General features: G+C 65.6%; 18 protein-coding genes. 10 read left to right on the top strand and 8 right to left on the bottom strand.

What is annotated here, in order from left to right:
- Positions 1-19: 19 nt before the first annotated feature.
- The 3 genes from greA to carA all read right to left on the bottom strand — a co-directional run bounded on the left by greA (position 20) and on the right by carA (position 5,159).
- Entirely contained in the window at positions 20-499 is a 480-nt protein-coding gene (greA, locus tag ACMT1E_RS07790; RefSeq protein WP_414903235.1) for a transcription elongation factor GreA, read from the bottom strand.
- Positions 500-577: 78 nt separating this feature from the next.
- Positions 578-3,913: a carbamoyl-phosphate synthase large subunit gene (carB, locus tag ACMT1E_RS07795; protein ID WP_414903237.1), complete on the bottom strand. Its 3,336-nt coding sequence runs from the start codon at positions 3,911-3,913 to the stop codon at positions 578-580.
- A gap of 88 nt (positions 3,914-4,001) precedes the next feature.
- Complete coding sequence (carA, locus tag ACMT1E_RS07800) at positions 4,002-5,159, bottom strand: glutamine-hydrolyzing carbamoyl-phosphate synthase small subunit (RefSeq protein ID WP_414899476.1); 1,158 nt, start codon at positions 5,157-5,159, stop codon at positions 4,002-4,004.
- A gap of 127 nt (positions 5,160-5,286) precedes the next feature.
- Between carA and ACMT1E_RS07805 the strand changes: the two genes are divergently transcribed.
- The 5 genes from ACMT1E_RS07805 to ACMT1E_RS07825 all read left to right on the top strand — a co-directional run bounded on the left by ACMT1E_RS07805 (position 5,287) and on the right by ACMT1E_RS07825 (position 11,387).
- Positions 5,287-5,742 (top strand): GatB/YqeY domain-containing protein, encoded by a 456-nt coding sequence (locus ACMT1E_RS07805; RefSeq protein ID WP_414899477.1) that lies wholly within the window; start codon positions 5,287-5,289, stop codon positions 5,740-5,742.
- A 13-nt stretch (positions 5,743-5,755) separates the two neighbouring features.
- Positions 5,756-7,630 carry a DNA primase gene (dnaG, locus tag ACMT1E_RS07810; protein ID WP_414899479.1) on the top strand — a complete coding sequence of 625 codons (1,875 nt, stop codon included), beginning with the start codon at positions 5,756-5,758 and terminating at the stop codon, positions 7,628-7,630.
- Positions 7,631-9,661: an RNA polymerase sigma factor RpoD gene (gene rpoD / locus ACMT1E_RS07815; protein ID WP_414899481.1), complete on the top strand. Its 2,031-nt coding sequence runs from the start codon at positions 7,631-7,633 to the stop codon at positions 9,659-9,661.
- Between the two features lie 145 nt (positions 9,662-9,806).
- Complete coding sequence (locus ACMT1E_RS07820) at positions 9,807-10,475, top strand: DUF6975 family protein (RefSeq protein ID WP_414899482.1); 669 nt, start codon at positions 9,807-9,809, stop codon at positions 10,473-10,475.
- 63 nt (positions 10,476-10,538) lie between these two features.
- A complete protein-coding gene (locus tag ACMT1E_RS07825) occupies positions 10,539-11,387 on the top strand; it encodes an AAA family ATPase (RefSeq protein ID WP_414899484.1) in 849 nt (282 codons plus the stop codon).
- 4 nt (positions 11,388-11,391) lie between these two features.
- Here ACMT1E_RS07825 and ACMT1E_RS07830 read toward each other — a convergent pair whose 3' ends face one another.
- The gene (locus ACMT1E_RS07830; protein WP_414899485.1) at positions 11,392-12,810 is read right to left on the bottom strand and encodes a methyl-accepting chemotaxis protein; all 1,419 of its coding nucleotides are present in this window, start codon (positions 12,808-12,810) and stop codon (positions 11,392-11,394) included.
- 91 nt (positions 12,811-12,901) lie between these two features.
- Between ACMT1E_RS07830 and ACMT1E_RS07835 the strand changes: the two genes are divergently transcribed.
- Positions 12,902-14,080 carry a vWA domain-containing protein gene (locus ACMT1E_RS07835; RefSeq protein WP_414899486.1) on the top strand — a complete coding sequence of 393 codons (1,179 nt, stop codon included), beginning with the start codon at positions 12,902-12,904 and terminating at the stop codon, positions 14,078-14,080.
- A gap of 40 nt (positions 14,081-14,120) precedes the next feature.
- Here the strand turns inward: ACMT1E_RS07835 and ACMT1E_RS07840 are convergent, their stop codons facing one another.
- Both ACMT1E_RS07840 and ACMT1E_RS07845 read right to left on the bottom strand, forming a co-directional pair.
- Positions 14,121-15,323: an exo-beta-N-acetylmuramidase NamZ domain-containing protein gene (locus tag ACMT1E_RS07840; protein ID WP_414899487.1), complete on the bottom strand. Its 1,203-nt coding sequence runs from the start codon at positions 15,321-15,323 to the stop codon at positions 14,121-14,123.
- Positions 15,320-15,868: a DOMON-like domain-containing protein gene (locus ACMT1E_RS07845; RefSeq protein WP_414899488.1), complete on the bottom strand. Its 549-nt coding sequence runs from the start codon at positions 15,866-15,868 to the stop codon at positions 15,320-15,322. Before ACMT1E_RS07845 ends, ACMT1E_RS07840 begins: the two co-directional genes overlap by 4 nt.
- Positions 15,869-15,900: 32 nt before the next feature.
- On the opposite strand from ACMT1E_RS07845, the gene tyrS reads away from it, so the two are divergent.
- Positions 15,901-17,127: a tyrosine--tRNA ligase gene (gene tyrS / locus ACMT1E_RS07850; RefSeq protein WP_414899489.1), complete on the top strand. Its 1,227-nt coding sequence runs from the start codon at positions 15,901-15,903 to the stop codon at positions 17,125-17,127.
- 119 nt (positions 17,128-17,246) lie between these two features.
- Positions 17,247-17,573, top strand: a complete 327-nt coding sequence (locus tag ACMT1E_RS07855; protein WP_414899490.1) for a PilZ domain-containing protein — start codon at positions 17,247-17,249, stop codon at positions 17,571-17,573.
- A gap of 31 nt (positions 17,574-17,604) precedes the next feature.
- On the opposite strand, the gene ACMT1E_RS07860 is transcribed toward ACMT1E_RS07855, so the two are convergent.
- Positions 17,605-19,431, bottom strand: a complete 1,827-nt coding sequence (locus ACMT1E_RS07860) for a M2 family metallopeptidase (protein WP_414899491.1) — start codon at positions 19,429-19,431, stop codon at positions 17,605-17,607.
- A 51-nt stretch (positions 19,432-19,482) separates the two neighbouring features.
- Positions 19,483-20,238: an alpha/beta fold hydrolase gene (locus ACMT1E_RS07865; RefSeq protein ID WP_414899492.1), complete on the bottom strand. Its 756-nt coding sequence runs from the start codon at positions 20,236-20,238 to the stop codon at positions 19,483-19,485.
- A gap of 147 nt (positions 20,239-20,385) precedes the next feature.
- On the opposite strand from ACMT1E_RS07865, the gene ACMT1E_RS07870 reads away from it, so the two are divergent.
- Both ACMT1E_RS07870 and ACMT1E_RS07875 read left to right on the top strand, forming a co-directional pair.
- On the top strand, positions 20,386-20,832 hold the full coding sequence (locus ACMT1E_RS07870) for a MarR family winged helix-turn-helix transcriptional regulator (RefSeq protein ID WP_414899493.1): 447 nt from the start codon (positions 20,386-20,388) through the stop codon (positions 20,830-20,832).
- Complete coding sequence (locus ACMT1E_RS07875) at positions 20,825-21,901, top strand: HlyD family secretion protein (protein WP_414899495.1); 1,077 nt, start codon at positions 20,825-20,827, stop codon at positions 21,899-21,901. The genes ACMT1E_RS07870 and ACMT1E_RS07875 overlap by 8 nt, the downstream gene beginning before the upstream one ends.

A 21,901-nucleotide genomic window follows, 5' to 3' on the forward strand; every position in this document is an offset into this window, starting at 1 on the left:
GGCGGCGTGCCCGCGGTCTTTAGATGAATTCGATCTTGGACACCACGTACCAACGGTCGCCAGACGGCACCGTCACCTCGATCTCGTCATCAATACGCCGGCCGATCAAGGCCCGGCCGAGCGGCGAGTTGTACGAGATACGGCCGCGCTTGGCGTCCGCCTCCGTCTGGCCGACGATCTGATAGGTCACCGGCTTGTCATTCTCGTCGAGCAAGGTGACGGTCGCGCCGAAAACGATCTTGTCGCCCGACAGCGTCGTCGGATCGATCACCTGGGCGCGGCTCAGCCGATCCTCGATGTCGCTGATCGATGCCTCGATATGGCCCTGCCGCTCTTTCGCAGCATGATATTCCGCATTCTCGGACAGGTCGCCATGGGCGCGCGCTTCCTCGATGGCGGCGATCACGTCCGGCCGGTCGACGGTTTTCAGGCGGTGCAGCTCCTCGGAGAGGGCCTTGTGCCCTTCGGCCAGCATCGGCAGCTTTTCAACGGTTGCCATTCGTTCCACCCTTGTCAAAAGAAACTCGGCCGGCGACCCGTCATCCAGGCCGCCGTCCCGCGAAACAAAATTTCGGGATCAGGCGTGTAAACCCTCATAGTATGACTGGAGGGGGCGCACTTCAAGGGGATGGGCACGCAAAGCCTCTATCGCCTTCACCGCAGCCACGCTGGCCGCGGCGGTAGTGAAATAGGACAGCTTCCCCGAAATCGCCGATGCGCGGATCGACTGAGAATCTTTCAGCGACTGCCAGCCTTCGGTGGTGTTGAAGATCAGGTCGACGTCGCCGTCCTTGATCCGGTCGACGATGTGCGGGCGACCCTGCGCCACCTTGTTCACCGTTTCGACCGCAACGCCGTGGGCGGCAAGGTAATCGGCGGTGCCGGCCGTGGCGATGATCGTAAAACCAAGCGCCGCCAGCGCCTTGACCGCCGGCAGAATAACCGGCTTGTCGCCATCCTTGACGGAGACGAACGCCGTTCCCTTGGTCGGCAGACTGGCGCCGGCACCCATCTGCGCCTTGGCAAAGGCGGTGGCGAAATCCAGGTCAATTCCCATAACTTCGCCGGTGGACTTCATTTCCGGTGAGAGGACCGGGTCGACACCGGGGAAGCGGCCAAAGGGGAATACCGCTTCCTTGACGACGATATGGTCGATCGTCCTGTCGATACGCGGCAGGTCGGCCAGCTTCTCTCCGGCCATGACACGGGCGGCGATCTTGGCGATCGGCGTACCGATCGCCTTGGCAACGAACGGCACGGTGCGGCTGGCGCGCGGGTTGACCTCGATCAGGTAGACATCGCCGTCCTTGACCGCGAACTGGACGTTCATCAACCCCTTGACCTTCAGCGCGGTGGCGAGCGCCACGGTCTGCCGGTCGATTTCCGCGACGATCTCTTCGCTGAGACTGTAGGGCGGCAGCGAACAGGCGCTGTCGCCGGAATGGACGCCCGCCTCCTCGATATGCTGCATCACGCCGGTGACGACGACATCGGTGCCGTCGGCGATCGCATCGACGTCGACCTCGATCGCGTCGCGCAGATAGCGGTCGATCAGCACCGGGCTATCGCCCGACACGCGCACCGCCGTCTGGATATAGGAATCCAGCTGGGCCTGGCCGTCGACGACCTCCATCGCCCGGCCACCGAGCACGTAGGACGGGCGCATAAGCACCGGGTAGCCGATGCGTTCGGCGACCGCGACCGCCTCGTCCCGGCTACGGGCGATGCCGTTGTCGGGCTGGCGCAGGTTCAACTGGTTGACCAGCCGGGCGAAGCGTTCGCGGTCCTCCGCCAGGTCGATGGCGTCCGGGCTGGTGCCGAGGATCGGGATACCCGCATCCTCAAGCGCCTGCGCGAGTTTCAGGGGCGTCTGGCCGCCGAACTGGACGATCACGCCGACCAGTTCACCCTTCGACTGCTCGACATGCAGGATCTCCAGCACGTCTTCGGCGGTCAGCGGCTCAAAATACAGGCGGTCGGAGGTGTCATAGTCGGTGCTGACCGTTTCCGGATTGCAGTTGACCATGATCGTTTCGTAGCCGGCATCGGCCAGCGCGAAGCAGGCGTGGCAGCAGCAATAATCGAATTCGATGCCCTGCCCGATCCGGTTCGGGCCGCCGCCGAGGATAACGATCTTCTTGCGGTCGGACGGTTGCGCCTCGCACTCCGGCGCGTCGAACAGCGGCGCTTCGTAGGTCGAGTACATGTAGGGGGTGCGCGCGTCGAACTCGGCGGCGCAGGTATCAATGCGCTTGAACACCGGGCGAACGCCAAGACGGTGGCGCAGCGCGCGGACCTCATCCTCGGTGACGCCGCCGGTCATCGCCACCACCGCGTCACGGACCAGACCGGAACCGCGCGCAATCGCCCGATCCATGCCATGGCGCAGATTGACGGATTGCAGCGCCAGCCAGGCCAGCCGCTTGTCGGAAAAGCCAAGCGCCTTCAGCCGGCGCAGACCGTCCGCATCCTGCGGCAGGCCGCCGTCGACCACTTCACGCTCGGCAGCGACGATCTCGGCCAGCCGGTCGAGGAACCAGGGATCGAATTTCGACACCTGATGGACTTCGACGACGCTCAGCCCCTCGCGCAGCGCCTGGGCAGCAACGAGCAGCCGGTCCGGCGTCGGCCGCGACAGCGCGGCGAGAATGTCGTCCCGCGACGCGCCGACCAGCGCGTCAACGGTGTTCAGGCCGGACAGGCCGGTTTCCAGCCCGCGCAGCGCCTTTTGCAGGCTTTCATGAAAATTGCGCCCAATTGCCATCACTTCGCCAACGCTCTTCATCGACGTTGAGAGCAATGGCTCCGCGCCCTTGAACTTTTCGAACGCGAAGCGCGGGATCTTTGTGACGACATAGTCGATCGTCGGCTCGAAGCTGGCCGGCGTCGCCCCGGTGATGTCGTTCTGGATTTCGTCCAGCGAATAGCCGACCGCCAGCTTGGCGGCGACCTTGGCGATCGGGAAGCCGGTCGCCTTCGACGCCAGCGCCGACGAACGGCTGACCCGCGGGTTCATCTCGATCACCACCAGTCGCCCGTCGGCGGGATTGACCGCGAACTGGACGTTGGAGCCGCCGGTTTCCACCCCGATCTCGCGCAGCACAGCGATGCTGGCGTTGCGCATGATCTGGTATTCCTTGTCGGTCAGCGTCAGCGCCGGCGCGACGGTGATGGAATCACCGGTGTGGACGCCCATCGGATCGACATTCTCGATCGAGCAGATGATGATGCAGTTGTCGTTGCGGTCCCGCACGACCTCCATCTCATATTCTTTCCAGCCGAGCAGCGATTCCTCGATCAGCACCTCGGTGGTCGGCGAAGCGTCCAGCCCGCCGGTGACGATGCTGACGAATTCGTCACGGTTGTAGGCGACGCCGCCGCCGGTGCCGCCAAGCGTGAAGCTGGGCCGGATGATCGCCGGCAGGCCGATATGGTCGAGCGCAGCGACCGCCTCTTCCAGCGTATGGGCGATGCGCGACCGGGCGCTTTCCAGCCCGATCCGGTCCATCGCCTCGCGGAATTTCAGCCGGTCCTCCGCCTTGTCGATCGCCTCAGCGTCGGCGCCGATCATCTGGACGCCGAACTTCTCCAGCGTGCCGTCGTTATAGAGGGCAAGCGCGGTGTTGAGCGCGGTCTGCCCGCCCATCGTCGGCAGTACCGCGTCCGGGCGCTCTTTCTCGATGATCTTGGCGACGATTTCCGGCGTGATCGGCTCGACATAGGTCGCGTCGGCCAGTTCCGGATCGGTCATGATCGTTGCCGGGTTGGAATTGACCAGGATGATCCGGTAGCCCTCCTCCTTCAGCGCCTTGACCGCCTGGGTGCCGGAATAATCGAACTCGCACGCCTGGCCGATGATGATCGGCCCCGCGCCGATGACGAGGATCGAGGAAATGTCGGTTCTTTTGGGCATTAGCGGCCTTGGTGCATGCTGGAAGCCCACTCACCCTTGCGGGAGAGAGTGGCGAGGAAAGCGGAAGACGGCGGCGCCTGGACGATTGTCATGCCAGCCCCTCCACGAACCGTCGGAACAGGTAGAAACTGTCCTGCGGACCGGGCGAAGCCTCCGGGTGGTACTGCACCGCGAAGACCGGCTTGTCGGTAAAAGCGATGCCGCAGTTCGAACCGTCGAACAGGCTGACATGGGTTTCGACGACATTCGCCGGCAAGCTCTCCGTCTCGATCGTGAAACCGTGGTTCATGCTGGTGATCTCGACCACGCCGTCCTCCAGCCGCTTGACCGGGTGGTTGGCGCCGCGGTGGCCCTGACGCATCTTCTTGGTCCGCGCGCCGGCGGCGAGACCGAGCAGCTGGTGGCCGAGGCAGATGCCGAAGATCGGCATGTCGGCGTCGAGCAGCTTGCGGATCGTCGGCACCGCATAATCCGCCGTCGCCGCCGGGTCACCGGGGCCGTTGGACAGGAACACGCCGGCCGGCTTCAGCGCCACGATCTCGTCATAGCCGGCGTTGGCCGGCAGCACCGTCACCCGCGCACCGGCCGTCACCAGATTGCGGAAGATATTGTCCTTGGCGCCGTAATCGATCGCGACGACATGCGGGCGATCGCCGCCCGTCACCGTTTCGTAGCCAGCGCCCAGACGCCAGGGGCCGCCGGTCCAGTCGCGCTGGGCTCCGGTGACGTCCTTGGCAAGATCCATGCCCTCCAGCCCAGCCCAGTCGCGGGCAAGCGCCCGCAGCGCGTCGAGGTCGAAATTGCCGTCGGGGTCGTGGGCGATCACCGCGTTCGGCGCGCCAAGCGTCCGCATCCGCCGGGTCAGCGCGCGGGTGTCGACGCCGGCAAGGCCGATACGGCCGTTGGCACGCAGCCACTGGTCGAACGGCTGGACATTGCGAAAATTGCTGGGCGCGGTCACGTCCTCTCGCACCACACAGCCAAGCGCGTGGGGCGCGGATGCCTCGACGTCCTCGGCATTGGTGCCGACATTGCCGATATGGGGGAAGGTGAAGGTGATGATCTGACCGGCGAAGCTGGGATCAGTCATGATCTCCTGATAGCCGGTCATCGCGGTGTGGAAGCACAGCTCCCCGACCGCGTGGCCGGCGGCGCCGAAGCCCCTGCCCCACACCACTTCGCCAGACGCCAACACCAACGCCCCGGTGGCTTTTTGGCGCGCGCGGGGGGGGCTGGCCTCGGCCATCGTCTGGGGTGCTCCTGCTTGGGTAAACGGCGGGGTCGATAAGTGCCACGCAAAGGCGGGTCAATCTATTAAAAATCACCCGGCCGCGCTATCCAGAGCGTTTCCGGAAACGAATGGAGCGCGCGGGATGATTCGCGACGACATAAAGAGCGCGCTGATCGCCGCGATGAAGGCCGGCAACAAGGCCGCGACCGGCACGATCCGCATGGTGCAGGCCGCGATCAAGAACCGCGACATCGAACTGCGGACGAGCAGCGCGAAGCCCGATGACGACGTGCTGGTCAGCGAAGTGCTGCAGAAGATGGTCAAGCAGCGGCGCGAATCGATCCTGCTTTACGAACAGGGCGGCCGCACCGACCTCGCCGAAGCCGAAAAGGCCGAGGTGGCGGTGATCGAACGTTTCCTGCCGGCCATGCTGTCCGACGACGAAACCCGCGCCGCGATCGAAACGATCAAGGCGGAGATCGGCGCCGCCGGCATCAAGGACATGGGCAAGGTGATGGCCGAACTGAAAACCCGCCACGCCGGTACGCTGGACATGAGCAGGGCCAGCGCGCTGGTGAAGGCGGCGCTGGCCGGCTGAGGACCGCGACGCGGTGAGCCTTTCGGCCGCCTTCCTCGACGAACTGCGTGCACGCACCTTGCTGTCCGCGCTAATCGGCAGGACGGTGAAGCTGCAGCGGGCGGGGCGGGAATTCCGGGCCTGCTGCCCGTTCCACAACGAAAAGACGCCCAGCTTCTACGTCAATGACGAAAAGGGCTTCTACCACTGCTTCGGCTGTTCCGCGCATGGCGACGCGATCCGCTGGATGACCGACCAGCGCGGGCTGCCGTTCATCGACGCGGTGAAGGAACTGGCCGCCGCCGCCGGAATGGAGGTGCCGGCGCCCGACCCGCGCGCCGCCGAAAAGGCCGAGCGCGCCGACACGCTGCACGGAGTGATGACCGAAGCGCAACGCTGGTTCACCGAGCAACTGGGCGGCATCGCCGGAGCGGGCGCCCGCGCCTATCTCGACCGGCGCGGGGTGAGCGAGGCGACCTGCCGCACCTTTGGCTTGGGCTTTGCACCCGATTCGCGCGGGAAGCTGCGCGCGGCGCTGGCCACGGCGGGCGACCCGCTGCTGATCGAAGGCGGATTGCTGATCGCGGTCGAGGACAAGGAGCCATACGACCGGTTCCGCGATCGGCTGATGATCCCGATCCGCGACCAGCGCGGGCGGGTGATTGCGTTCGGCGGCCGGATCATTGGTCAGGGCGAGCCTAAATACCTGAATTCGCCGGACACGCCGCTGTTCGACAAGGGGCGCACCCTCTACAATCTCGACAAAGCCGGGGCCGCGGCGCGCAAGGCCGGTCGGATTGTGGTCGTCGAAGGGTATATGGACGTGATCGCGCTGGCGCAGGCCGGCTTCGGCGAAGCGGTCGCGCCGCTCGGCACCGCGCTGACCGAAGCCCAGCTTGAGCGGCTGTGGCGGATGAGCGAAGTGCCGATCCTGTGCTTCGACGGCGACTCGGCCGGGCAGAAGGCGGCGATCCGCGCCGCCCAGCGCGCCCTGCCCCTGCTCGCCCCCGGCCGATCGCTGGCATTCCTGACCCTGCCGGCCGGGCAGGACCCGGACGACCTGATCCGCGCCGGCGGGGCGGCGGCGTTCGAGGCGCTGCTGGCGCGGCCGGAGGCGCTGGTCGACCGACTGTGGCGCCACGCGCTGGAAGACGGCGAACTGGCGACGCCGGAACAGCGCGCCGGGCTGCGCCGGCGGCTAGCCGACATGGCCGCCGCGATCGGCGACACGGATGTGCGCCAGCAATATCAGGCCGAATTCCGGGAACGGTTCGAAGCGCGTTTCCTGACCCGCCGCCGCGACGCCGGGCCACGCGGCGCCCCCAACGGCCCCGGCAACCCGGCGCGGCCGTTCGCGCGTGGTTTCACCCGCCCGGCATCCACCGCCGCACGCGGAATTGGCGCCACCGGTATCGATCGCGTTCTGGCGAAGAGCGTCGCGGCCGGATTGCTGCGCTTTCCCACTGAAATTACTCGCCATATGGAGGCGCTGGCCGGGCTTGAGTTCCATGATCCGGCGATCGCGCGACTGATGGCGGCGCTGGTCGAAGTGGCGATCACCGATCAGACGCTTGATAATGGGCGCCTGTCGACCATATTGGCGACATCCGAGTATAATGATGTCGCACATGAGCTGCTGCGGGCTGACAGCCTGCCCTTCTCCTTCACCCGCAAGGACGCGGAGCCGGAGAAGGCGCGGGTCGATCTGGACGAGGCGATCCAGGTGATGGTGTCGCGGCCCGAAGTCGACGCGGCGCTGCATGCGGCGACCGGGCGGCTTCAGGCGCGGTTTGATGATGAGACCTTTGCCGAGCAACAGCGTTTGCTTGGGTTGAGGGGCGATGTGGAGCGGCGGCTCGCCAACCTGATGCAGGGCGGCGAGGACGGCCGGGAGTTCGAAGGCGAATAAATGGCGAAGACGAATACGGCCGAGGCCGCTGACAAGACCGAAACCGGCGACGCGCCGCTGATCGACCTGAACGAGGCGTCGATCAAGAAGCTGATCGCCCGCGGTAAGAAGCGCGGCTACCTGACCTACGACGAGCTGAACGAGGCTCTGCCGCAGGACCAGATGTCGTCCGAGCAGATCGAAGACATCATGTCGGCGCTGAACGACATGGGCGTCAACATCGTCGAGAACGAGGATGCCGGCGAGGACGCCGAGGAGCAGACGCAGCAGGACGAGGAAGAGGAGGCGATCGACACCCACGACGGCCCCGCCCCGTCCGTCAGCGAGAAGAAGACGACGACCGTCGACCGCACCGACGACCCGGTGCGCATGTATCTGCGCGAAATGGGCGCCGTCGAGCTGCTCAGCCGCGAAGGCGAAATCGCCATCGCCAAGCGGATCGAAGCCGGCCGCGACACGATGATTCTCGGGCTGTGCGAAAGCCCGATCACTTTCAACGCGATCATCGGCTGGTCGCAGGCCCTGAACGAAGGCCAGATGCAGCTGCGCGAGATCCTCGATCTCGACGCGATGCTGACCAAGGACCCGTCCCCCGACAGCCTGGAGGACGAGGACAGCGGCGACGGCGAGATTTCCGAGAAGAACGCCGGCCCGTCCTACAAGGAAGAGGACGACATCGAGGAAGTGTCGTCCGACGACGACGAGGAAGGCGCGATGACCGAGCGGCGCGCCAAGCGCCCGGTCGAGGAAGATGACGAGGACAACACCCTGTCGCTGGCGGCGATGGAGGAGTTGCTGAAACCGGCCGCGCTGGAAAAATTCGCGACGATCACCACGGTGTTCCGCAAATTTTCCAAGCTGCAGGTCTCGCGGCTGCAGGCGCTGGGGGCCGGCGAAGCCTTCCCGCCCGCCGAGGAAAAGAAATACCACAAGCTGCGCGAGGATCTGACCGCCGAGGTCGAGAGCGTGCAGTTCCACCAGACCAAGATCGAGTATCTGGTCGACCAGCTTTACGCCTATAACCGGCGGCTGACCGCGCTAGGCGGCCAGATGCTGCGGCTTGCCGAGCGCCACAAGGTGTCGCGCAAGGCGTTCCTCGACGCCTATGTCAATCACGAGCTGGACGAGACCTGGCTCGACGGCGTCAGCAAGATCGACAAGAAATGGGCAGCCTTCGCCGCCGCCGAAAGCGAGGCCGTCGACCGCATCCGCAGCGAGATCGGTGAGATCGCGCAGGCGACCGGCATGTCGCTGACCGAGTTCCGTCGCATCGTCAACATGGTGCAGAAGGGCGAGCGCGAGGCACGGATCGCCAAGAAGGAGATGGTCGAGGCGAATCTGCGCCTGGTCATTTCCATCGCCAAGAAATACACCAATCGCGGCCTGCAATTCCTTGATCTTATTCAGGAAGGTAATATCGGCCTGATGAAGGCGGTCGACAAGTTCGAGTATCGCCGCGGCTACAAGTTCAGCACCTACGCCACCTGGTGGATCAGGCAGGCGATCACCCGCTCGATCGCCGATCAGGCGCGGACGATCCGCATCCCTGTCCACATGATCGAGACGATCAACAAGCTGGTGCGCACCAGCCGCCAGTTCCTGCACGAGCAGGGCCGCGAGCCGACACCGGAAGAGATGGCCGAGCGCCTCTCCATGCCGCTGGAGAAGGTTCGCAAGGTGATGAAAATCGCCAAGGAGCCGATCTCGCTTGAAACGCCGATCGGCGACGAAGAGGATTCACACCTCGGCGATTTCATCGAGGACAAGAACGCTGTCATCCCGGTCGACGCGGCGATTCAATCCAACCTGAAGGAAACCGTCACCCGCGTGCTCGCCAGCCTGACGCCGCGCGAGGAACGCGTACTGCGCATGCGCTTCGGCATCGGCATGAACACCGACCATACGCTGGAAGAGGTCGGCCAGCAGTTCAGCGTCACCCGCGAGCGCATTCGCCAGATCGAGGCGAAGGCGCTCAGGAAGCTGAAGCACCCGAGCCGTTCGCGCAAAATGCGCAGCTTCCTCGATCAGTAAGACGAAGCGTGGCCTGCAAGCGGCGGAAAGCCATGGCTAAAATCGCATAAACCAGCTCTTTACGCGCTTCGGTTATAAGCCATGCCCGATAGTCCCGCGTCCGCCGCAAAGGCGGCGAGATAAGGGAATAAGGGTGCGCGCCGACATGACTTTACCGAGGACCGACTTTGCCGAACCGCGAAACAGCGCCGAGCTGCTGGTTTCGCTGGTCAGGAACGAGGGCAGCGCCGCACACCCGCTGCTGTTGTCGCGCATATTGCTCGACGGACCGGCGGCGGCCCGCAACTTCGCCGATGCTGTCCACTACCTGACCGAATTGCATGGCCGCCACCCCGGCGTCATCGATTACGCCGCCGAGCGCGAGCGCCATCCCGCCGCACAGGACTGGCTGCAGGCGGCCGCGATCGGCTTTACCGAGGAACGTGCCGCGCTGACCCAGCTGGTCGTCGCCGCCGGCCCGCTGCCCAGCACCCCCGGACAGGCGGAAAGCGAAGCGGCGGTGATCCAACAGGCGCACGCTCTCGACATGCTCGCCCAGTCCGACAGGCACGGCACCGCGCTTGGCGCCGCGCTGGCGCTGGTTCTCGACTGGAAGGCGGTCCGTTCCGTTCTCGACGCCGCCTCGGCGCGGCTGGGCACGCACCTGCCAGCCTGCACCCTGCCTGATGAGCAGGAAACCCGCGCGGTGATGCTGGCCGTTGCCGACACCGGCCGGATCGACCGGGCGATCGGTTTCGGCGCGCGGCAGATGCTGGCCCAGCACCGCGGGTTGTGGGACCTGCTCGACGCCCGGCGCGCTGCCCGCCGCGCCTGACCCGGTTGCACCGCCAGGCGCCCGCCCCTATCCGGTAGCCGTGTGGCTGCCGGAAGGATAACGATGCGCTTCGATGGGACCAGCAACTACGTCGCGACCGACGATCTGAAGGTTGCGGTCAACGCCGCGGTGACGCTGCGCCGGCCGCTGCTGGTCAAGGGCGAACCGGGCACCGGCAAGACAGTGCTGGCGACGGAGATCGCCAAGGCGGTCGGCGCGCCACTGATCGAATGGGCGATCAAGTCCACAACCAAGGCCCAGCAGGGGCTGTACGAATATGATGCGGTCGCTCGCCTGCGCGACGGGCAGCTTGGCGAGCAGCGCGTCCACGACATCGCCAACTATATTCGCAAGGGCAAGCTGTGGGAGGCGTTCACCGCCCCTGCCCTGCCGGTGCTGCTTATCGACGAGATCGACAAGGCCGACATCGAGTTCCCGAACGATCTTCTCCAGGAGCTCGATCGCATGGAATTCCATGTCTACGAGACCGGGGAAACCGTGAAGGCGGTCGATCGGCCGATCGTCGTCATCACATCCAACAACGAGAAGGAATTGCCGGACGCGTTCCTGCGCCGCTGCTTCTTCCACTATATCCGTTTTCCAGACCGCGAGACGATGCAGGCGATCGTCGACGTCCATTTCCCCGGCATCCAGAAAACGCTGCTCAGCCGGGCGATGGATATCTTCTACGAGATCCGCGAGGTGCCGGGCCTGAAGAAAAAGCCGTCGACATCGGAACTGCTCGACTGGCTGAAGCTGCTGCTGGCGGAAGACATGCCGTTGGAGGTGCTGCAGACGCGCGACCCGACCAAGGCGATCCCGCCGCTGCACGGCGCGCTGCTGAAGAACGAACAGGACGTGATGCTGTTCGAACGCCTGGCGTTCATGGCACGGCGGCCCGGCAACCGATAAGCGCCTATTGCCGCTCCGCTCCATCGCGCGAAACGTAGGCGATTTCGAAGTTGCCCCAACGCCGGCCGCCGAAGTGGAGCGGCACGAAGACGTTCTTGAGCAGGCTGTAATCGTCGCCCTTTTCGAAACGGTAGACCGCCATCATGAACGGTGCGTCGCTCCTGATCGCGCGGGCCGTCGCATCATCAAGCAGGATGCGGCGGTTACGGCATTTCGCCGTGTTCCATTCTATGTCGCCAGGGCGTGGCGGTTGCGAGCGGCTGCTCTGGTGGGTCGGCAGATAGCCGTTGATATCGGAACAGACCGCGCCTTCGATTTCCGCCGCCGAATCGCTCACCTCGTCGATGATCGGGCGCAGATAGCGGTCGGCGAAATCGTTGAAGCGATTGTCGAACCGCTCCGGCTCCGATCCCGGAATGATCCGGTAATCGGTATCGAACACGTCGGCCATGGCGATCTCGCCACGGGCGATCGCCCCCTCGACCAGCACGCGGATGCGCTCGGCCGCTTCGAGGGCCTTGTCTGCCAGACGGCGGTCGGCGGTGGCGAAACCGCTATGGACTAGCTGGTCGAACATCCGGTTGGACAGCAGTTCCAGCTCGACCGTCTTGTCCCGCGCCTCGATCAGCCGCCGCTCGCTCGACCGCGCTTCGCCGGCAAAGCCGGTGACCTCATCGCGCAGGCGCAGAACATTGTCGTGGATCAGACTGGTCGAGCGGGCGATACCGTCGCTTTGCTGGTCGACCAGTTCGACGATCTGGGCAACCTCCGCCACGGAATCGTTGACTGTCGCCAGGCTGGTCTGGGCAGCCCGGCTCTTGTCGACGCTGGTTCGGACCTCTGAGACAAACGCCTCGGTCTCACGGCTGACCCAGGTCATTGTCGTGTCGATTTCCTCGGTCGCGGCGCGGGTGCTCTGGGCCAGCTTCTTCACCTCGGCGGCGACGACGGCGAAAGTCCGCCCGGCATCGCCCGCCCGTTCCGCCTCTATCGCCGCGTTAAGCGCCAGCATGTTGGTCGTCCTGGCGATGGTGTCGATGCTTTGCGTCACCCGCTTGACCTGGGCGAGGGCGGCGGTGACCTCCGTCACCTGCTCGCCCAGCTTCACGACCAGATTGGTCACCGCGATGAATTCGCCGAGCGACTCGGCGATGACACGGGCACCCGCGTCGAGCTTGATCCGCGCTTTTTCGGACAGCAGCCGCGCTTCGTCGGTGGAATCGGCGACACGGCTCTGGTCCGCTTCCAGCCCGGCGATAATCTGTTCGAGGGTGGCGATCGTCGCGATCTGGCGGCTGACGCTGTCGGCGACCTCGGTGATATGGCCGGCGGTATCGGTACAGCCGACCGCCAGGTCGCCGCACAGCTTGGCCATCCCCTCGATCGCGGCCGGATCGGCTGCGACAATCTTGTCCTGTAACATGGCGTTCCCCGATTTCTGTCCGATTTAGAGGGAATTGCTTGCCCGCCGGTTAACTACTGGACGGTCCCCGGCGCTGGTTTAGAATGGCGCGATGTTCCTCGATTTTCTCGACGCGCTGCGCGCCGCCGGCATTCCCGCCTCGCTGAAAGAGCATCTGGTGCTGCTGGAGGCTCTGGACCGGGAGGTGATCGCCCGGAGGCCGGAAGATTTCTATTATCTGGCGCGCGCGACCTATGTGAAGGACGAGGGGCTGCTCGACCGGTTCGATCAGGTCTTCGCGCAGGTGTTCAAGGGCATCGAAGGCAACGGCGCCACCGCGAATGCCGCCATTCCGGAGGAATGGCTGCGCCAGATCGCCGAACTGTACCTGACCGAGGAACAGATGGCCGAGATCAGGAAGCTCGGCTCCTGGGACGAGATCATGGAGACGCTGAAGCAGCGGCTGGCGGAGCAGAAGGAACGGCACGAAGGCGGCAGCAAGTGGATCGGTACCGGCGGCACATCTCCGTTCGGCCATGGCGGCTACAATCCGGAAGGCGTGCGGATCGGCGGCGAAGGGCGGCATCGCCGGGCGATAAAGGTCTGGGAGCAGCGCGCGTTCCGTAACCTCGATTCCGACCGAGAACTGGGCACCCGCAACATCAAGGTCGCTCTGCGCCGCCTGCGCCGCTTTGCCCGCGAGGGCGCGGCGGAGGAACTGGACATCGGCGCGACGATCGACGGCACCGCGCGGCAGGGCTGGCTGGACGTCGTGATGCGGCCGGAACGGCACAATGCGGTGAAGCTGCTGCTGTTCCTTGACGTCGGCGGATCGATGGACCCGCACATCAAGCTATGCGAGGAACTGTTCTCCGCCGCGACCAGCGAGTTCAAGAATCTTGAATTCTTCTATTTCCACAACTGCCTGTACGAGGGGGTGTGGAAGGACAATCGCCGCCGTTTCACCGAACGGACGCCAACCTGGGACGTGCTCCACAAATTCGGCCATGACTACAAGCTGCTGTTCGTGGGCGACGCGGCGATGAGCCCCTATGAGATCAGTCATCCCGGCGGATCGGTCGAGCATTTCAACGAGGAAGCCGGCGCGGTGTGGATGCAGCGGATGGTCAACACCTACCCCGCCGCCGCCTGGCTGAACCCGGTGGCGGAGGCGCATTGGGGCTATTCCCCCTCGACCGGGATACTGCGCGAGCTGATGGGCGGACGGATGTATCCGCTGACCCTGTCCGGCCTCGACGAGGCAACGCGCGAGTTAAGCCGGAAGCGCTGACCGTCGGCGGCAGGGTCTGGCGGATGGCTTTGCTGCGCCCTCAATAGCGCAGGAAGGCCCGGCGTTCGTCGATCCAGCGTTGCTCGTCCGGCAACGCAAGCGCGTCGAGGTCGGTCGGCACGGCGGCCGCATCGTCGACCCATTCGCGCAGCGCCGGGCCGCCGTTGATCACGTCGATTGCCAGCCGGTCCAGCTCATACTCATAGGGAAAATCGCGCCACAGCGGATAATCCGGGTAAAGTCGGCGGATCGCCTTGAACGCCAGCGCCTGCACCCGCCATGGTCGGAAGGCGGCGTGGTCGTAGAACGGGCCGTCGACATGGATCTGGACGCCGCCGCACAGCTTGCCCGCGTGCTTGTGGAAGGTCGGTTCGAACCAGCAGTCGCGCAGGATGCAGCCGCTCAGCCAATCAGGGGCCAGCGCCCGCATCTCCGCGATCACCGCCCGCGTATCGATATCCGGCGCGCCGAACAGTTCCAGCGGGCGGGTGGTACCGCGCCCTTCGGACAGCGTCGTCCCCTCGACCATCACCGTGCCGGCATAGGCGCGCGCCATCGCCAGATTGGGCGCGTTCGGGCTGGGGTTGACCCAGCTGCGCGTGCCGAGCGGCCAGCCATAACCGGGCGCCGCCTCCGGCTGCCAGCCGTCCATCGCGATCATCCGGTAATCGACGTCCAGCTTCAGCCGGTCGACGAACCACAGGCCAAGCTCACCCAGCGTCAGGCCGTGGCGCATCGGCATCGGCCCGGCGCCGACGAAACTTTCCCAGCCGGGGCGGAGGGTTAGCCCCTCGACCGGGCGGCCGGCGGGGTTCGGGCGGTCGAGCACCCACACCGCCTTGCCGTGGCGCGCCGCCGCTTCCAGCACGTAACGCAGCGTGGTGATGAAGGTGTAGATGCGGCAGCCGAGGTCCTGCAGATCGACGAGCAGCACGTCGAAACTGTCCATCATCGTATCGGTCGGGCGGCGCACTTCGCCGTAGAGGCTGAACACCGGGATGCCGAGCGCCGGGTCGCGATAGTCGGCGCTTTCGACCATATTGTCCTGCTTGTCGCCGCGCAGGCCATGCTGCGGACCAAATGCGGCGGTCAGCCGGATGTCCGGGCAGGCCGCCAGCGCATCAAGCGCATGGGTCAGATCGGCGAGGACGGAGGCCGGGTGGGCAAGCAGTGCGACGCGCCGCCCGGCGAGCGGAGCACGCAATGCCGGGTCGGCGAGCAGGCGATCGATGCCGAAGTTCATGCCCTGTCCGCTGCCGGGAGTTCGAGCGCAAAGCAATCCCCGTGATGAAAATCGGGGGCGCCGGGCGGGTGGGCGAGCGCCCAATAGGATAGGCTGCCGCCGCGATCCGCCAGCACCGCCGACAGGCCGATCCGCCCTCCCCCGCCCTGCGACGTGGCCAGCCGGGCGGCAAGCGTCAGCCGCGCCGGGATAGCGGTGGCGACAATCGACGGCGGCGGCACATCGGCGGGGCGCATTCCGGCGCGGTAGCCGTCGAAGCGGTAGGCGGCCCACGCGCTGGACGGCGCGAGATTATATTCCAGATAACCCGGCCCGGCCGGGGCGGCGACGAACGCTTCGAAGCAGGTGGCGCGCCACAAACCGTCGGTCCGCGCGGGCGCGGCCGGCGGCGGCAGGCGAAGCGCGGCGATCTCTCCGCTCACCGCGAATTCGACCAGCAGCGCGCCGTCGGCCGCGCGCGACAGCCGCACCGTGATCGCGGCGATCGCCGGCATCGGGAAATCGGGGTGCGGAATCAGCCGGCGCTCCGCCAACACGCTACTCAACCCTTGTCCTCCGTGTTAAGCGCCGCCGCGTCATGACCGAATATACCTCCACCCTCCTACGCCTGCTCGCCGAGCGCGGCTACATCCATCAACTGACCGACGCCGAAGGGCTCGACCGGCTGGCGGCGAACCAGATCGTCCCCGGCTATATCGGCTTTGACGCGACCGCACCGTCGCTGCACGTCGGCAGCCTGGTCCAGATCATGATGCTGCGCCGGCTGCAGCAGGCCGGGCACAAGCCGATCGTGGTGATGGGCGGCGGCACATCGAAGATCGGCGACCCCAGCTTCAAGGACGAAGCGCGCAAGCTGATCGACGACGCGACGATCGCCACCAATGTCGCCGGCATCCGCAAGGTGTTCGACCGGTTCCTGACCTTCGGCGACGGGCCGACCGACGCGGTGATGATCGACAATGCCGACTGGCTCGACAAGCTGGAATACATTCCGTTCCTGCGCGAGATCGGCCAGCATTTCTCGATCAACCGGATGCTGAGCTTCGATTCCGTGAAGCTCAGGATGGATCGCGAGCAATCGCTGAGCTTCCTCGAATTCAACTACATGATCCTGCAGGCCTATGATTTTCGTGAACTGGCCCGCCGCGTCGGCTGCCGGTTGCAGATGGGTGGGTCCGACCAGTGGGGCAACATCGTCAACGGCATAGAGCTGACCCGGCGGATCGACGGGACCCAGGTGTTCGGCCTGACGACGCCGCTGATCACCACCGCCGATGGCGGCAAGATGGGCAAGACGATGTCGGGCGCGGTGTGGCTGAACGCCGAAGCGCTGTCGCCTTACGATTACTGGCAATTCTGGCGGAACACCCAGGACGGCGATGTCGGCCGGTTCCTGCGCCTGTTCACCGACCTGCCGCTCGACGAGATCGCCCGGCTGGAGGCGTTGGGCGGCGCCGAGATCAACGCCGCGAAGAAGCAGCTTGCCGATGCGGCGACCGCCCTCGCCCATGGTGAATCGGCGGCGGTGGACGCTGCGGAGACGGCGCGCCGCACCTTCGAGGAAGGCGCGGCCGGCGGCGCCCTGCCCCGGCACCATGTCGGGGCGGATACGATCGGCGTTGTCGATGCATTGATCGCCCTTGGCCTTGCCGCGTCGAAGGGCGAGGCGAGGCGGCTGATCAAGGGCGGCGGCGCCCGGATCGACGGCGAACGGGTCAGCGACGAGGCGGCGGTGGTCACGCTGGGGGATGCACCGATCCGCCTGTCCGCCGGCAAGAAGAATCACGGCCTGCTGCTACGCTGACCAGCGCCGCGGCGGCCGTGGTTAACCGGCCTTAAGACCATATCTTGCATCCCGTTTAAACTTTGCCGCCTAGGCATGGCGAGCGTGGGGGCTTGCCCCCGGTTACTGTGGATGCGCGTATGGCGGCCTACGCCCCGAATGTGATGCCTGCCGAGCAACGCGAAGCCGCGCGCGAAGACGTGTTCTACCGCACGCGCTGCACCACCGCCGGCGGCGCCGTCGAACCGGCGCAGGTCGTCAACATCTCCGCGTCCGGCTTCATGGCGCGCAGCGAGGGCGACTTCGCCGAGGGCGACCGGATCACCATCCGCCTGCCGGTCGTTGGATCGGTCGCGGCGGAGGTGCGCTGGGCGCTCGGCGGCCGCATCGGCTGCCGGTTCAACGAGATGATCGGCCTTGCCCCTTACCTCTCGCTGCTGTCCGAACTGGTCGCCCAGACACGCTGAGCGACCAGTTCGGCACCGTCGCGGCGGCGCTTTACCAGCCGCAGCGCCTGCCTTTGTTCTGCTCCTTCAGCCAGCCGGCCAGCGGCTGGAAATAGGCGAGCATTGCCTTGCCGCTCATCTCTCGGCTGCCGGTGAATGCTTCCAGCGCATCCGGCCAGGGCTTCGACATCCCCATTTCCATCATCGCGTTCAGCCGTTCCCCGACCTGCTTGTTGTTGTAAAAGGAACAGCGGTGGAGCGGCCCGGTCCAGCCCGCCTGCCGGCACGCCGCCTCATAAAACTGGAATTGCAGGATGCGGGCGAGGAAATAGCGGGCGTAAGGCGTGTTGCCAGGCACATGGTATTTGGCGCCGGGGTCGAACGCTACCGCGTCGTCGCGCGCGACCGGCGGGGTGATGCCCTGATATTGCAGGCGCAGCGCGGTCCACGCCTTGTTGTAATCGGCCGGGGCGATCGCACCGGAGAACACGCCCCAGCGCCATTTGTCGATCAGCAGGCCAAACGGCAGGAACGCTACCTTGTCCATCGCCTGTCGCAGCAACAGACCGATATCCTTGTCCGGCCCCGGCACCTGCGCCGCATTCAGCAGGCCGATCCGGACCAGATAATCCGGCGTGATCGACAGCGCGACGAAATCGCCGATTGCTTCGTGGAAGCCGTCATTGGCGCCGTTCAAATAGAGATAGGGCTGTTTATTGTAGGCACGCTGGTAATAATTATGGCCCAGCTCGTGGTGGATGGTCACGAAATCGTCGCTGGCGATTTTGATGCACATCTTGATGCGCAGATCGTCCTTGTTGTCGACATCCCACGCCGAGGCATGGCAGACGACCTCGCGATCCGCCGGCTTCAGGAACATGGAATTCGTCCAGAAGCTTTCGGGTAGCTGTGCGAAACCGAGCGAGGAGTAGAAGCCCTCGCCGGTGCGGACCATCTTCAGCGCGTCATAATCCTGCGCCTTGAGCAATGCGCCGATGTCGTAGCCGATTGCACCGGAACCCGCTGGTGCGACCACATCGTAGATGTTGCCCCATTCCTGCGCCCACATATTGCCGAGCAGGTCGGCGCGGATCGGTCCGGTCTTCGCCTGCACGGCGTCGCCATATTTCTCGTTCAGCCTGGCGCGGGTGTAGCAGTGAAGCTGGTCGTAGAGCGGTTTCACCTCGCCCCACAGCTTGTCGGCCAGCGCGGCGAAGGCGTCGGGGGCCATGTCGTATTGCGACCGCCACATCGCGCCGACATCGCCATAGCCAAGTTCGACGGCGCCCTGATTGGCGATCTCTACCATGCGCGCATAGTCCGCGCGCATCGGGCGGCCGACATTGTCGTGCCAGCTTGCCCACATTTCCTTCAGTTCACCGGGGTTGCGATTGGTGCCCATCGCCGCTTCGATATCGTTGCCGCTGATCGGCTGGCCGTTCAGCGTGCCCCGGCCCTTACCGTAGGCCGAATTGAGCCGGGTGGCGATCTCCGCCAGTTCCTTCGTCGCGCCCGCCGTCGTCGGTGCCGGCAGGACGATGCCGCCGCGCAGCAGGTCCAGCTTGCGCCTGGTATCGAACGACAGCCCCGGGACGGTCAGGAAATGCGCCGCCTGCTTGGCCAGGCGCACCTGAATATCGGTGCCGCGCTCCGCATAGACAGCGGCGATCGCATCGGTATCGTCGGTGATATACGTGTTGTTGATCCAGGCGACGCGCCCGGCGTCGAGCGAGAAATCGGCCAGTTCCTTTTCCGCCGCCACGACGAAGGCGTCTGCCTCCGCCGCCGTCGGCCGGTTGGCGGCGGGCTGGGCGCTTCCGGCCGCGCCGGACAGGGCAAGGGCGGCGGCCAGCGCCAGAGTGGAAATAACAACCTTCATGGGTAGATCCCCTTTTTCATGGGGATAGAGTGAGCGCCGGGCGGTAGCCGGTCAAGCCACGAGGAAGTCGGCGATCGCCCGTCCCAGTTCCGGTTTCGTTACCGCGCTCATATGGTTGCCGGGGATCGACTGGAATCGCGCGCCGGGGATGGCGGCGGCCAGTGCCTCGCCAGAGCCGTTATCGTCGTCTTCGCTGCCGGTGACGACCAGTACCGGACAATCGATCGCCGCCAGCGCCGCCTCCGGCGTGTCGACGAAGGTGTCGAGGATCAGCAGCAACGCCGCCGCATCGCCGCCCGTCGTCTTCAGAAACGCCTCAGTCAACCATTCGGCGCTGCCGCGCTGGAAGCTGCCGAGATGGGTGAGGACATGGCGAAAATAGCCGCCCCGCCCCCGCGTATCCAATATGCCCTGCAACCCCATGCCGCACAACACCGCCCGGTGCGGGCGGGCGCCCTGCACCAGCATCCGCACCGCCGTCCGCCCGCCCAGCGAATAGCCGGCCAGATCATATTCCCCGCCCGACAGACCAAGATGGGCAAGCAGAGCGAACCCGTCATCGGCCAGTATGTCGGACGGGTAGCGGGCCGGGTCGTGCGGCTTGTCACTGTCGCCGTGGCCGCGCAGGTCCGGCATGATGACGCGAAAGCCGCGTGCAGCGATCGCCTCGGCATGGCCGTAGCGGATCCAGTTGGTTTGCGCGTTGGAAAAATAGCCATGGATCAGCAGCAGCGGCCGCCCGGCGCCGACCTCCCGCCAGGCCAGCCGGGTGCCGTCACCGGCGATGAAATGCTGGACAGCGGTCACGCGGGCATCCCCCCGGTCATCTCGGCACTCATAGCGAATCTCCTGTTTCGGCTTGTTACCGGCTGTGGCGGCAAAGCTGAACAGGCGACGATGCTGCATCGCAACTAAGCATTGTAATAATATATGATGCTTATTATATCGCGCGCAATGAGTGACTCGACCGCATTCCTGATCGGCGACGTTTCCCGGTTGATGCGCCGGCGCTTCGATGAGCGCGCGCGCCAGATCGGTGTCACACGCTCGCAATGGCGAATGTTGTTCACCCTGTCGCGCAACGAAGGCGCCAATCAGGGGGCGCTCGCCGAACTGATCGATGTCGAACCGATCACCCTCTGCCGGATGGTCGACCGGCTACAGGACGCCGGCCTCGTGGAGCGGCGGCGCGACCCGACGGACCGCCGCGCCTGGCAGCTTTACCTGACCGAAGAGGCGCACCCAATTGTCGGTGAGCTGCACGCGCTTGCCGATGCGCTGTTCGAGGAATGCATGGACGACATCGCCGCCGCCGACCGCGAACGGCTGAATGAGACACTGACCCGGATCAGGCAGAATCTGGTCGCACCGCAAATCGAAAAGGCAATCGCCCATGGCTGACGCCGACCGCCCGATCATCGCCGCTGAAGAGGTTGAGGCCCCGGACGAGGACTCGACGCCGCGCCGGCGCCGGGCGCCGCGCCTTGCGCTGATGCTGTCCCTGCCGCTGCTGCTGCTCGCCTGCGGCGCCTATCTGTGGCTGACTTCCGGCCACTCTGTCAGCACCGACAACGCCTATGTCCAGCAGGACAAGGTATCGGTCAGCGCCGACGTCGCCGGCCGCATCGTCGGCGTCGCGGTGCGAGAGAATCAGACGGTGAAGGCGGGCGACCTGCTGTTCCGCATCGACCCGGACCCGTACCGTATCGCGCTGGAGCAGGCGAACGCCGCGCTCGCCACCGCACAGGTCGGCGTGACCAGCCTGCAATCCAGCTATCGCGCGACGCAGGGCGACATCATCGGCGCGCGCGACGCGATCAAGTTCGCGCAGGAGGATTACGACCGGCAGGCGGCGCTGATGAAACGCGGTTTCACCACTCTCGCCCGCATGCAGCAGGCGGAGCATGTGCTGCAACAGGCGAACGTCCAGCTGCGCAATGCCGTCGACAGCGCAGCCGAGGCGCAGGCCAAGCTGGCGACCGGCAGCGCGGTGCCCGGCGTCAATCCGCAGATTGCCGCGGCGATGGCGGTACGCGACAAGGCAAAGCTCGATCTGGAACGGACGGAGGTGCGGGCGCCGGTTCCCGGCCAGGTCAGCCAGTCGACCCGTCTTCAGGTCGGCCAGATGATGGTATCCGGCTTGCCGGCGGTCAGTATCGTGATCAACGGCCGGTCATGGGTCGAGGCCAACTTCAAGGAAACCGACCTTGACGACATGCGCGTCGGCCAGCCGGCCGTGGTCAGGCTCGACGCTTTTCCGGGCATCACGCTCAAAGGCCATGTCGAGAGCATCGGCGCCGGTACAGGATCGGAATTCTCGGTGCTGCCGGCGCAGAACGCCAACGGCAACTGGGTGAAGGTGACCCAGCGCATCCCGGTCCGCATCGCGATCGACGGCACACCGCCGCGCCAGCTGATCGCCGGGCAGAGCGCGCATGTGAAGGTCGACACCAAGCCCAATGGCGCCTGA

The organism is Sphingomonas flavalba, assembly GCF_047553045.1.
GTDB classification, from domain to species: Bacteria; Pseudomonadota; Alphaproteobacteria; order Sphingomonadales; family Sphingomonadaceae; genus Sphingomonas_L; species Sphingomonas_L flavalba_A.